The following is a 12454-nucleotide window of genomic DNA, read 5'->3' on the forward strand; positions in this document are numbered from 1 at the left end:
TATTGCGTCTCTACATCATTTAACCAACCTGGTAGCGTAGCGCAAACAGGCACCAAGGCGAAGCACGGCAGCGGGGGTTAGAGCGGATTTTTGAGCAGCTCGGGAAACTTGTGGCGGAACTTCTCCACCTTGGGTGTGGACACGCCGCGGACATACGGTTCCTGGGGGTGGAGGCGGAAGTAGCCCTGGTGGTAGTCTTCGGCGGGCCAGAACTGCCGGAACGGTACCACTTCGGTTACAATGGGGCTGGCGTACTCGCCGGCGGCATTGACGCGGCGGATAGCTTCGGCAATACCCTGCTGCTCCTGGGGCGTGCGGTAAAAGGCAATGGAGCGGTACTGGGCCCCGGCATCGGGGCCCTGGCGGTTGCGGGTGGTGGGGTCATGGGCGCCGCGCAGAAACACGTCGACCAGCGTGGCGAAGCTGATTTCTTTGGGGTCGTAGTACACCTGAATGCTTTCGGCGTGCCCGGTCTGGCCGCTGCCCACCTGCTCGTAGGTGGGGTTGGCCTCGCGGCCCCCGCTGTAGCCCGATACCACGGCGCGCACCCCGCGCAGCTCCTCAAACACTTCCTCAGTGCACCAAAAGCAGCCCCCGGCAAAAGTAGCCAGGGCCAGGCCTTGCAAATTGGTGGGCGCCGGGCCGGCCGTGGAGCGGGCCAGGGCCGGAGTGGCCGCCTGCGCTGCGGTCGGCTGCCGCTCCGAGCAGGCGGCCAGCAAACCACATAAGCTGAGCAGGTAAATTTTCAGAAAATTCATTCGCAGTGAAAAAAAGTAGGTTCGTCGTGTAAACAGTCAGCCTGGATATACGTAGCTGCTCCCGCCGCGGACGTGCTGGTATTGCCTGCTACATTTACCCCTTTCTTCGGCTCTTTTCGGCGCGGGCGGCCCACCAGGATGCCGCTGCTTTTCTTGCTTCTATGTCTCAACGCCTACTGCACCAACTGCCCCACATTTCTATTTACTACGATTACCTAAACGACTGGCTGTACGTGGACTGGACCGGCGACCAGGACCTGGAATCGGTGCAGGGCGGCTGCCTGCTCATGCTGGAGTGCCTGCGCCAGGAGCGGTGCCGCAAGGTGCTCAACGACAACACCCGCGTCACGAGCATGTGGTCGGATGCAGCTGAGTGGGGCGGGCGCGTCTGGTTTCCGGCCATGACCGAGGCCGGCCTGGAGTACTTTGCCTGGGTGTACTCGCCCAACATCTACAGCCGCCTCTCCACCGACCTCACCCTGCAACACACCACCCGCCCCCTCATCTTCACCTTCGACGACCTCGCCACCGCCCAAGCCTGGCTGCGGCAGATGTAGGTTGTAGGGACTTAGGGGCTTGGGGGCTTAGGGTCTTGGTTGACGTTCTATTTCCGTTATCCAACGTCTATTTGCGAACGTGGGAAGGCGGAGCCAAGGACTTTCTGCCCGTTGCACAACTAGGGCTGGAACAACTCAGCGCCTTCTGCGCAAGCTTCTGCGTCCTCTGCGGGCTAAAGTCGGCTTAACGATAATCGTTCTGCCATGAGAAGCCCCTTCAAGTGCATTCAAACAACAGGAGAACATCATCTAAGCCCCCAAGCCCCTAAGTCCCTACCTTAGCAGCGTGACAACTTCTACGCTACGATTTCTGCTGCTGGCAGCCGCGGCGCTAGGGCTACCGACGCTGCCGGGGCGGGCGCAAGGCCTGCTGCCGGTGCTGGACCAAACGCCCGCCTCCCTGCCCTGGTACGAGGTGCGCACGCCCCACTTCCGGGTACTGTATCCGGCGGGCTTCGCCGAACGGGCCCGGCGTACGGCCCACCGCCTGGAGCAGCTGCACGGCCCGGCCGGGGCTTCGCTGGAGCAAACGGGGCGGCCCGTCACCATCGTGCTGCAAAGCCAGAACACCATCGGCAACGGCTTCGTGACCCTGCTGCCGCGGCGCAGCGAGTTCTACACCACCTTCCCGCAGGACCCGTTTCTGGTGGGCACCCTCGACTGGCTCGACCAGCTGGCCGTGCACGAGTACCGCCACATTGTGCAGTACGACAAAGCCCGGCAGGGTGTGGGGCGCCTGGCCTACGCGCTGTTCGGCTACGGCGGCCTGGGCCTGACCACCGTGGGCGTGCCCGACTGGTTTGCCGAGGGCGACGCCGTGGGCACCGAAACTGCCCTAAGCCGCAGCGGCCGGGGCCGTATGCCCAACTTCGACGCTACCTGGCGGGCCAACCTGCTGGCCGGGCGCCGCTACTCCTACGGTGAAGTAACGGGCGGCTCGTTCCGGCGCTTCGTGCCCAACCACTATGTGCTGGGCTACTTCCTCACCACCCGCCTCAGGCGCACGGCCAGCCCCGCCGTCTGGAGCCAGGTGCTGAACCGCTACTACCGGTTTCCGGCCTACCCGCTGTCGTTCAGCGACAAGCTGCGCCGCGCCACCGGCCTGCGCACCGACGACCTGTACCGCCGCACCGAACGGGAGCTGGACAGCACCTGGCGGGCCGAGCAAGCCCGCCTCACCATCACGCCCGCCACCGAGGTACCTGTAGCCGCCGATGGCCGCGTGTTTACGGAGTATCAGTTTCCGCAGTACCTCAGCAACCAAACCCTGGTGGCTCTGAAAAGCGGCCTGGGCCACGTGCCCCAGCTGGTGGTGCTGCGCGGTGAAGGCGCCGGGCCCGCTGAGCGACGCCTCCACACGCTGGGTTTGCACCACAACCCCGAGCAGCTGTCGGCGGGCGGCGGGCGGGTGGCCTGGCTGGAGTTTCGCTACGACCCACGCTGGCACCAGCGGGTGTATTCGGAGCTGCGGGTGCTGGATGTGGCTACGGGCCGGGTGAGCCGCCCCGGCCGGCGCACCCGCTACACCACGGCCGTGCTCAGCCCCGACGGCCGCCGCCTGCTGGCCGTCAGCACCGACTCGGCCTACCAGCACCGCCTGCACCTGCTCGATGCGGCCACCGGCGCCGAGCTGCGCACCTATCCCAACCCCCAGAACCAGCCTTATCTGCACCCGCGCTTTGCGGCCGATGGGCGCACGGCGGCCGTGGTGCGCCTGGAGCCGGCCGGTAAAAGTCTGGCCTTGCTCGACGTGGAAACCGGCCAGCTGCGCACCGTACTGCCCGCCGCCAACGACAATCTCTCGCACCCCCAGCCCTGGCAGGAGTGGGTGCTGTTCAACTCGCCCCGCTCGGGCCTCGACCAGGTGTACGCCGTGCACACCGCCACCGGCGAGGTGCGCCAGGTAACCGAGCGGCCCGTGGGCGCCTACCACCCCGCCGTAGCTCCCGATGGCCGCCACCTGGCCCTGCACGAGGTACGCGCCGAGGGTAGCCGCCTCATCGAAATGCCCCTGGACCCCGCGCAGTGGCGGCCCGTGCCCGCCCTGGGTGCCACCCCCGACCGATACGCCGCCGCGCTGGTTACGCAGGAACCCGGCGCCGCCCAGGCGGCCCTGCTGCTGCCCACCGACTCGCTGGCCGGCTCGGCCCTGGTGGAGCGCCGCTACCGCCGCCTGCTGCACGCGCCCAACGTGTTCAGCTGGGGCCTTACGCAAAGCGCCTCCGGCAACGGCCTCGACCTGGGCCTCCGCTCCCAGGACGTGCTCAGCACCACCCAGGCCGTGGCCGGGGTGGGCTTCGATGCCGCCGAGCGCACCAGCCGCGTATTCGCCGACTTCAGCTACCAAGGCCTGTGGCCGGTGCTCGACCTGAGCGTGGAGCGGGGCGGCCGGCGCGTAACGGGTTCGTTTCCTTCCGGCGACGTGGGCGAGGACCAGTGGCAGTACACCCGCCTCAGCCTGGGCTCCCGCCTGCCGCTGGTGCTGACTTCGTCACGTATGCTCACCTCGCTCACGGTGGGCGCCTACTACAACCAGGAGCGCACCCAAGGCTACGAGCTGAGCCGGCGGCCTACGCAGGTAGGCCGCCGGCCCTTACAGTACCTAACCGGCAGCGTGGCCTTTGCGCGCACCCTGCGCCAGAGCTACCGCGACGTGGGGCCTCGCTGGGGGCAGACGTTCAGCGCCGTGTGGCGCGACACACCCTTTGGCGGTACCGGCCTGGAGGCGCGGCAGTGGGCCGTGCAGGGCAGCGTGTTTTTGCCGGGCCTGGGCCGGCACCACAACCTGCGCCTGCGCGCCGGCTACCAGCGCCAGCAGCAGCGGGAGTACCGCTTCGGGGCGGCCGTGTTTTACCCGCGCGGCCTCACCTACCTGAGCTTCAACCAGCTCACCACCTACGGCGCCGAGTACCGCCTGCCCCTGGCCGACGTGCACTGGAACCTGGGGCGGGTGCTGTACGTGCAGCGCCTCAAGGCAGCCGTGTTCTACGACGGCTTGCGCGGCCAGGGCTTCCTGCAGCTGCCGCGCAACACCTACTACGCCAGCGGCTTCGACATGTCGGTGGTGTTTAACCCGCTGCGGCTGCGCACCCCGCTGGAGTTGGGCTTCCGCACCGTGTACGACTCGTTTAGCGGCGGCGTGCAGGTGCAGCCAGTGGTGATTAACGTGGGGTTCTAGGAGTCGTTGGGAGGTGAAGCAAAGCTGCGCCGTGGCGGGTGGACGCCGCCGTCAATAACCTCATGTGGCACGGCTTCTATACGGATGCTGTTCTATGCCGCCCGCCTCGGCTCCAATATTCGCAGAAGCCGCCCGGAGCCTTCTGGATAAATCTACGGAGGAGGCAACACGGCACGTTCCTTATAAGCAGTAGGCGGTAGTTGTTGTAGCGTCTGGCCCATGTAAAGACGCGACCCTAGGCTTTGCCGGCCTGCTACCTGCGGCTCGCGTCCCTTAGTTGAACGATGCCATTCTAGCAGCGCGGAGTAGAGACGCGAAGGGTCGCGTCCCTACTCCGCTCAATCAACCTGATAGCGTAACGCGGACCGCCGCTTACTTCCCGGCCCGGAACTCCAGTAGCGGCGTGGCGTGGGTGTCGTTGTAGAGGCGCAGGGTGCCGTTGCTGATGGCGTAGCGGGCCGTGTTGGGCAATAGTTGCAGGTAAATGGTTTCCTGGGCCTGCTCGGGGCAGGTGGCGCGGGTGCTGCTTTGGGCAGTAAACCGCAACTGTGGCGTGCCGGCGGCCAGCGTGTACAAGCCCCCGTAGGTGTTGCACGCGGCCCGTCCGCCGTTGACATTGCCCACCGACTCCAGCAGCAGCGTGGTTTCGGGGGTGCCGGCCGGCACGGGCTGGCCCTGCACCTGAGTCAGCACCCAGCGCTGGTCGAGCAGGTACACCGGGGCGGGCACGGGGGCATCGTCTTTGGCGCAGGAGCCCAGGCCCAGCAAAGCTGCAAGCAGTAGGGTGGAGCGCAGCGGGGAAAGCGGAAGCATAGCAGAAGGGCGAAAAAGTAGCAGTATAGAACAGAGGGGCTAGCGGCCAGCAAGGTTGCATCAGCTTAAAATCAGACAAGGATACCACCAAATACAGCAACTTTTTTATTTCTAATTATGCATATTCGCGCCGCATAGCCGCGCGCTACTGATGAGCTTAACTGTAGCGCTACAGCCTTAGCCGTTGATCTGCCGGGCTTCAGGCAGGTTTTGCCTTGGGTACACGCTTCTCAGGCCAGCCCTCTACTGCTTATTTCCCAGGTTTCACCGCTGACTTTTCATTGCCTGTATCTCACCTCTGGCCTCTAACTTCCCACCTCTACCTTCTAAAGTTTATTTATTTCCGTGTTCTTACTTTCTGGTACCACCAAGCGCCTCCTGAGTGGCGCGGCCCTGCTAGGCGCTCTGAGCCTGGGCGCCGCCTTCCGGTTTGCCGACACTACGCCAGTACAGCTGCTGGAGCGGCTCGATGCCTTCTACCGGCAAACGTTTCCCGAAAAAAGCTACCTCCACCTCGACCAGGGCGCCTACGCCTCCGGCGAAACTATCTGGTTTAAGGCCTACGTGGTGGAAGCCCGCTCCCACCAGCCCGACACGCTAAGCAAAGTGCTGTACGTGGATGTGGTGGCACCCGAAAGCCGGCGGGTGCTGCTGCGCCGCACGCTGGCCCTGCGCCAGGGCCAGGCCCACGGCGACCTGGCCCTGCCCGACACCCTGGCCTCGGGCGTGTACACGGTGCGGGCCTATACCAGCTGGATGCGCAACGCCGGCGAGCAAACCTTCTTCAACCGGCGCGTGCCGGTGTGGCAGGCCGTACCGCCTGCTACGGCCGGCTCTGCCACGGCCAGCACCAGCGCACCGGCTGCCGCGCCCAGCCGCGCCGGGGCCCGCCGAACCGCGGCCACTCCGCCCGATGTGCAGTTTTTTCCCGAGGGCGGTGCCTACGTGGCCGGCCTCGAAACGGTGGTGGGCGTGAAGGCCGCCGACGCCAGCGGCCTGGGCCTGGCCGTGCAGGGCGTTGTCCTTGACGACCAGAACCAGGAGGTTATCCGCTTTCAGACGCCCGCCCTGGGCATGAGCGCCTTTCCGCTGACGCCCGCGCCGGGCCGCCGCTACCGGGCCCGCGTGACCCTGCCCGAGGGTGGCGGCACCCGCGAGTATCCGCTGCCGGCCGTGCAGCCCAGCGGCTGGGTGCTCAACGTGCGCGAGGTGGGCCCCAACTTCCTGGTGCTGGTGCGGCGCCAGACTGCGCCGGGCACGGCTGCAGCGCCCGAGGCGCTACAGCTGGTGGCCCACGTGCGGGGCCTGCCCGTGTACGCCGGCCAGGGCCAGATGGAGCCGGGCCGGACGTTTTCGGCCACTATTCCGCGCAGCAAGTTTCCGGCCGGGGTGGCCCACTTCACCGTGTTTGACGGGCAGCAGGTGGCGCAGGCCGAGCGCCTGGCCTTCGTGGCTCCGCCGCCCGGCCTGCGCCTGAGCCTCCGGCCCGACAAGGCCAGCTACGGCCCGCGCCAGCTCGTGACTCTGAGCCTGGACGTGCGCGACGCGGCCGGGCAGCCCGCGGCAGCCAACCTCTCGGTGGCCGTTACCAACCAGGCCGGCCTGCCCACCGCCGGCACCGACAGTAACACCCTGCTTTCTCACCTGCTGCTGACCTCGGAGGTGAAAGGTTACGTGCAGGACCCCGGCTACTACTTCCGCGCCCCCAGCTACGAAACGGCCCGCGCCCTCGACCACCTGCTGCTCACCCAAGGCTGGAGCCGTTTTGTGTGGCGCGAGGTGCTGGCCGGCACCAACCCGGTGCTGACCTACCCGTTTCCGCTGGAGCGCCAGGGCCTGACCCTGAGCGGGCGGGTGGTGCGGGCCGGGGCTGCCACGAAGCCGTTGCCCAACAGCGCCCTGACCTTGTTTATGGCCAATGAAAAAAGCGTCATTGCCACCAACGCCAATGCCCAGGGCGACTTCCTGTTCATGGGCTTTCCGGGCAAAGACACCACCCAGGTACTCTTGCAGGCCCGCTCCGAAAAAGGGGCCCGCAACGCCCTGCTGCGCCTCAACGACCTATGGCCCGCGCCAGTGGCCCTGCCGCCCGCGCCGCCCCTGCCGGCGCCTTCACCCGAAGTGGCTCAGTACGGCCAGCGCAGCCGCCAGCAGCAGGTGCTGGAACGCCGCTTCCGCCCCGACTCCACCGGCACCATTCTGCTGCGCAACGTGACGGTGAAGGGCCAGAAGCCCGCCCCGCGCCCCGACCCCCGCGCCCTGCACGGCAACTCTGCTGATGCCGTACTCCGCCCCGACGCCATTCCCGGCTCGGCCTCGTTCACCAACGTGCTGGAGCTACTTCAGGGCCGCGTGGCGGGGGTGCAGGTGCTGCGGCAGGGCGCTTCGTACCAAGTGCAGATTCGGGGGGTGAGTAGCATTATGGGGTCCTCGCAGCCGCTGTTTATTATTGATGGCATTGCGGTGAGCGACGTGGACGCCGTGGTGGCTATTCCGGTGATGGACGTGGAGCGGGTAGAGGTGCTGAAAGGAGCCTCGGCGGCCATCTACGGCAGCCGCGGAGGCAATGGCGTCATTGCCATTTTCACCAAGCAAGGCAACCCCGACTACGACTACTCCAAGCAGCCGGCCGCGGGCGTGGCCACCCGCCGCCTGCCAGCCTACTACCGGGCCCGTGAGTTCTACGCGCCCCGCTACGAGCGAGCTTCCTCTCAGCCCGACCCCCGCGCCACCACGCTCTTCTGGGCTCCCACGGTACAAGTGCCCACCTCCGGCCAGGCCCAGCTCACCTTCTATACCGCCGACCAGGCCGGCACCTTCCGCGTGGCCGCCGAAGGCCTCACGCCCACCGGCGACGCCCTTGGTGCTGAAGCTGTGCTGGCGGTAACGAAATAAGAGCTACAAGCTGCAAGCCGTAAGCTGCAAGCTCTACACTAAAACGAGCTTGTGGCTTACGGCTTGTGGCTTACGGCTTGCAGCTTTAGCTGCGAAACGGGTGGCGGCCGGCGGCCAGGCGGGTCACCAGCTCCACGGTGCGCCGGGCCCGGGTTTCGGCCTGGCGGGCCGAGGCCACGTGGTAGGCCACGGCGCGGCGCATGCCGGCCGTAAGCCGCTGGAAGCCGGCCTCGGCTTCGGGCCAGGCGGCCAGGGCTTCCGTCAGCTCCTCGGGCAGGTCGATGTGGTCGGGCTGCGGGTCGGGGGCCAGTGCCACGGTGACGCGCTGACCCACCTGGATGCCGGCGCTGCGGCAGAGGTCTTTGTTCAGCATCAGGTAACGGCCGCCGCCCGCCTGGCACAGCAGCCCCAGCCGCACCGGGTAGCCGTTGACGGTACCTGTTACCCGTTTGATGCCCTTGCCGCCCAGCGCTTCGAGCACCAGTGAGGGCACCTGGACCACTTGCGTGGGCATAAAGCTGGGCCCACCGGCTTCCAGCGGGGCTTCAAACGTATAGGGTAGCGGTTCGGGCATACGCGGCAGAAAGGTCGGGTCAGGGAAAGAGCTTGGTCAGCTGAATTGTATGGACAGTTGATGTGAGAACGTCATGCTAAGCGCAGCCGAAGCATCACGCGTGCTGACCTTGCAGTGGTATAGTCATGCTGAGCGGAGCCGGAGGCGCAGTCGAAGCATCTCTACCGCTTCGTCTGCACGGTTGAGGTTAGCCAGAGGTAGAGATGCTTCGACTGCGGCTACGCCTTCGCTCAGCATGACTGTTCTTCTTGTTTAACTCTATCAACTGTTCGCCCGGTCTAGCTGAGTTACGGGCTGAAAGCGGGCTATGCGGGCGGGGTGAAACATTTTAGTGGCTGATTTCCTTATACCTCGTCTCACCCCAAAATTGCCGCCATGAAAATAGAAATCTGGTCCGACATTGCCTGCCCGTTCTGCTACATCGGTAAGCGCCACCTGGAGGCAGCCCTGGCCCGCTTCCCGCACGCCGACCAGGTGCAGGTGCACTGGCGCAGCTTTGAGCTGCAGCCCGAGGCCCGCACCACGCCCGAGCGCAGCCTCTACGAAGCCCTGGCCGAAAGCAAAGGCCAAACCGTAGCCTGGGCCAAGCAGATGACCCAGCAGGTAGCCGGCATGGCCCGCGAGGCCGGCCTCAACTTCCAATTCGACAAAACAGTACCCGCCAACACCTTCCGGGCCCACCGCCTCATCCACCTGGCCGAGGCCCACGGCCGCCAGGATGCCATGAAGGAGCGCCTGCTGCGCGCCTACTTCAACGAGGGCCGCAACATCGACGACCTGGCCACTTTGCAGGAGCTGGCCGCCGACGTGCAGCTGGCCGCCGACGAAGTAGCCCAACTGTTCACCTCCGACCGGTACGCCCAGGAAGTGCGCCACGACGAGTACCAAGCCCGCCAGATTAACGTGCGCGGCGTGCCCTTCTTTGTATTCGAGGACAAATACGCCGTGTCGGGGGCCCAGCCGGCGGAGCTGTTTGAGGAGGTGTTGCAAAAGGTATGGGCCGAAGCCCAGCCGGCGCCCATTCCTGTAGCCGGCTCCGGCGGGGCCGCCTGCGACATTGACGGCAACTGCTAAAGCACTCCTTAGCAAAACACCCCGCCCCCAACTAGCCAGGTGCGAGTTAGGGGCGGGGTGTTTTGCTGGAAGTGAATTGGGTAAGATGGTGGGTCGAAGTGCCCGCCGTCATCTTCCAGCTCAGGCCTGGCTTAGATGCCTACTGGCCGCGGCCGGCGTTGGAGCCGGCGCCGGAGTTGGGCTTGCTGGCCCGGCCCTGGCTGTTCTTGCCCATCGTCTCGATGTTGTAGCTGCCGGTGGCGCTGCCCTGGTTAACGGACTTTTTGGTGGAGCTGGAGCGCGACGCCCGCGTGGGGCCGGTGGCCGGGTGGGTCGAAACAGTTTTGCCGGCGTTGCGCTGGGCCATGGTGGTTTGGGGCGTGCCGGTGCCTTGGTGCTGGCGGCGGCTGGGAGTGGCGGTTTGGGGCGTGCCGGGGTGGGTGCCCGATTGCGCTACGGCTTCACAGGAAAAGGCGGCCACGGTGGCGGCCAGCAAAAGCAATGATTTCATACAAGCGACGGTGAGGACTATACAACGTGGGCCCGCAGCAGTGGGGCCCGTGGGGCGTACGGCAAAAGCCCTGGCAGTGTTGGTGTCGGGCTGAATGAGCCCTGGCCGGCCCCGGCGTAACCAGCACCCGGAAGCAGGTGGCGTTATTGGTTGGGGTGCCGGAAGGTGCAGAGGCGCGGGAGGCGGAGGCTTCCCAATTCAGCATGAAGCAGTTTGCAGTGGCTCCAAAACAGCGCCGCCGCCGGGCGGGACGGAGAGTGACAGGTGCTCTACCCCCGCGGGGGCGGGGCGTTTGGGCAAGGCACAAAAGCGGGGCGGGGGCTACTTGCGGCAGTAGTACCAGCCCCTGGCCAGCGGACCCAGCACGCGGGAAGTGCGCATACGCAGTGACACCAAAAGCGAAACGACCTGAACTCTAGCCGATAAGCACGGAAATATGAATGATTTCCGCAACTCCTTCACCTAAGCATAACCTGGCGGCCACCCGTTCCACAGCTCGCGCGCCTGACAGGCTGCGTGCATGCCCGAAGCATCTTACGCCGCCACTTTGCTTCGCAGGCAGACGCTGTGTTGCCTGCATACGTCGTGAGACAGGAGTGCTCGAATGCTACAAACCAAGGCAGACAACTTCCAGTAAGAAAATCTGCGTTAAGAAAAGGCCTGCCTACCGCTAAGCGGGCTGTGTGTTTTCCGCTCACCTTCACTTGCTCACTATGCGTCGTCGTCTTTTTCTGCTGCCGTTGATAGTGCTGGGACTGGCCGGGGGCCGCTGCAGCCCCAAAGCCACCGAACCAACTACGGCTACCCCACCGCCCGCGCCGCCCGCCCCGGCCGACCCCGCCCGCCTGGGCGGCACCTGGCTGGTAGTGCGGCTTAATGGGCAACCGGTGCCGGCGCCGGCGGAGGCCCGCTTGGCGCCCCAGCTCGTTTTTGATGCGGAGCAGGGGCGGGTGAGTGGCTTTACGGGCTGCAACCGCCTGATGGGCAGCTATACCGTAGCGGGCAGCACCATCCGCTTCGGGCAGGTGGCCAGCACGCGCATGGCCTGCGCGGGTCCCAACGCCGAGCCAGAGCTACTGGCCACCCTCAACACAACCGAAGGCCTCACCTACGAGCTGAGCGGCGACGCCCAGCTGACGCTGCGGCAGGGGAGCACGCCGGTGCTGGAGCTGAGCCGGGCCGTGGACCCGGCTCATAATTCGCGCAACTCCCTCGACTGGGCCGGCACCTACAGCGGCACCCTGCCCTGCGCCGACTGCCCCGGCATCCGGACGGAGCTGACGCTGAACCAGGACCTCACTTACCGCCTGCGCACCCTGTATTTGGGCAAAGGCACTGGCAAACCCATCGAGGCGACGGGCGTCTTCCGCTGGGACGACGCCGGCCGCACCGTGCGCCTGCCTGGCCTCGATGATCAGCCTGCGCACTACCTAGTGGGCGAAAATCAGCTTATCCAGTTAGATAAGAACGGGCAGCGCATCACGGGCAGCCTGGCCGAGAAGTACGTGCTGCGCAAGCAGTGAGCGGGGCCGGGTGGGCCGCCTAAGCAAGCTCAGGCATAGAGAAAACAGCAGAATATCAACCAACTAGGGTTGCGACTGATGCGTAAGGAAAAGTCGTTTTCACCTGTTCTTTCCGTTGCTCACCCCATGGCTCAATCCAACCACCCGACGCCCGATTCTGGCTGGGCAGTGCCCGGCGGCCTGTCGCCCATCGTCAAAGAAGAACTGTACCGCGTCCTCGACGAGGAAAATATCCAGGAAGCCGACTTGTCCGGGAAGGCGCCCTACCTGGCCGACAAAATCCGGGACACTTTCGAGAAGGTGTCCGGCGAAAAGCTGACCCCCGACCACCAGGAGGCGTTTCAGGCGCTGGTGAGCCGCGAGTCGCAGGAGTGGCTTTCGCGCCGGCCCCACGTGTAGGGGCTTTGAGGGTATCTGATGCAGAGACGCACTAGCGGGAGTCTCGTTGCCCGCGCCGGCAGAACACTGGTTGTTCAGGCGGTGTCGCTCAACGAGGAGATTCCCGCTAGTGCGTCTCTACGACGTTCTCGAAACAGCTCTAACTAACCCACGTTGCGCAGGGCTTGCGGAGCCGCGTAGCGGCTGAAGGATT

At 65.6% G+C, this 12454-nt stretch carries 10 protein-coding genes; 6 read left to right on the top strand and 4 right to left on the bottom strand.

All coding sequences use genetic code 11. From position 1 onward, the window contains the following. Window positions 1–77 precede the first annotated feature (77 nt). On the bottom strand, window positions 78–758 hold the full coding sequence (msrA, locus tag OIS53_RS17055) for a peptide-methionine (S)-S-oxide reductase MsrA (protein WP_264679782.1): 681 nt from the start codon (window positions 756–758) through the stop codon (window positions 78–80). Window positions 759–919: 161 nt separating this feature from the next. On the opposite strand from msrA, the gene OIS53_RS17060 reads away from it, so the two are divergent. Further along, window positions 920–1315 (top strand): hypothetical protein, encoded by a 396-nt coding sequence (locus OIS53_RS17060; RefSeq protein ID WP_264679783.1) that lies wholly within the window; start codon window positions 920–922, stop codon window positions 1313–1315. 286 nt (window positions 1316–1601) lie between these two features. Next, entirely contained in the window at window positions 1602–4493 is a 2892-nt protein-coding gene (locus OIS53_RS17065; protein WP_264679784.1) for a hypothetical protein, read from the top strand. 372 nt (window positions 4494–4865) lie between these two features. Here the strand turns inward: OIS53_RS17065 and OIS53_RS17070 are convergent, their stop codons facing one another. Further along, window positions 4866–5306 carry an META domain-containing protein gene (locus tag OIS53_RS17070; RefSeq protein WP_264679785.1) on the bottom strand — a complete coding sequence of 147 codons (441 nt, stop codon included), beginning with the start codon at window positions 5304–5306 and terminating at the stop codon, window positions 4866–4868. 345 nt (window positions 5307–5651) lie between these two features. Here OIS53_RS17070 and OIS53_RS17075 point away from each other — a divergent pair, with 345 nt between their 5' ends. Continuing rightward, a complete protein-coding gene (locus OIS53_RS17075) occupies window positions 5652–8201 on the top strand; it encodes a TonB-dependent receptor plug domain-containing protein (protein WP_264679786.1) in 2550 nt (849 codons plus the stop codon). A gap of 85 nt (window positions 8202–8286) precedes the next feature. Here the strand turns inward: OIS53_RS17075 and OIS53_RS17080 are convergent, their stop codons facing one another. Continuing rightward, a complete protein-coding gene (locus OIS53_RS17080) occupies window positions 8287–8775 on the bottom strand; it encodes a YdeI/OmpD-associated family protein (protein WP_264679787.1) in 489 nt (162 codons plus the stop codon). A 375-nt stretch (window positions 8776–9150) separates the two neighbouring features. Here OIS53_RS17080 and OIS53_RS17085 point away from each other — a divergent pair, with 375 nt between their 5' ends. After that, window positions 9151–9849 (top strand): DsbA family oxidoreductase, encoded by a 699-nt coding sequence (locus tag OIS53_RS17085; RefSeq protein ID WP_264679788.1) that lies wholly within the window; start codon window positions 9151–9153, stop codon window positions 9847–9849. A gap of 139 nt (window positions 9850–9988) precedes the next feature. On the opposite strand, the gene OIS53_RS17090 is transcribed toward OIS53_RS17085, so the two are convergent. After that, complete coding sequence (locus tag OIS53_RS17090; RefSeq protein ID WP_264679789.1) at window positions 9989–10339, bottom strand: hypothetical protein; 351 nt, start codon at window positions 10337–10339, stop codon at window positions 9989–9991. A 713-nt stretch (window positions 10340–11052) separates the two neighbouring features. Here OIS53_RS17090 and OIS53_RS17095 point away from each other — a divergent pair. Further along, window positions 11053–11862 carry a copper resistance protein NlpE N-terminal domain-containing protein gene (locus OIS53_RS17095; RefSeq protein ID WP_264679790.1) on the top strand — a complete coding sequence of 270 codons (810 nt, stop codon included), beginning with the start codon at window positions 11053–11055 and terminating at the stop codon, window positions 11860–11862. A 126-nt stretch (window positions 11863–11988) separates the two neighbouring features. Next, window positions 11989–12261 (top strand): hypothetical protein, encoded by a 273-nt coding sequence (locus OIS53_RS17100; protein ID WP_264679791.1) that lies wholly within the window; start codon window positions 11989–11991, stop codon window positions 12259–12261. Window positions 12262–12454 lie beyond the last annotated feature (193 nt).

Source organism: Hymenobacter sp. YIM 151500-1 (assembly GCF_025979885.1).
Lineage (GTDB): Bacteria > Bacteroidota > Bacteroidia > Cytophagales > Hymenobacteraceae > Hymenobacter.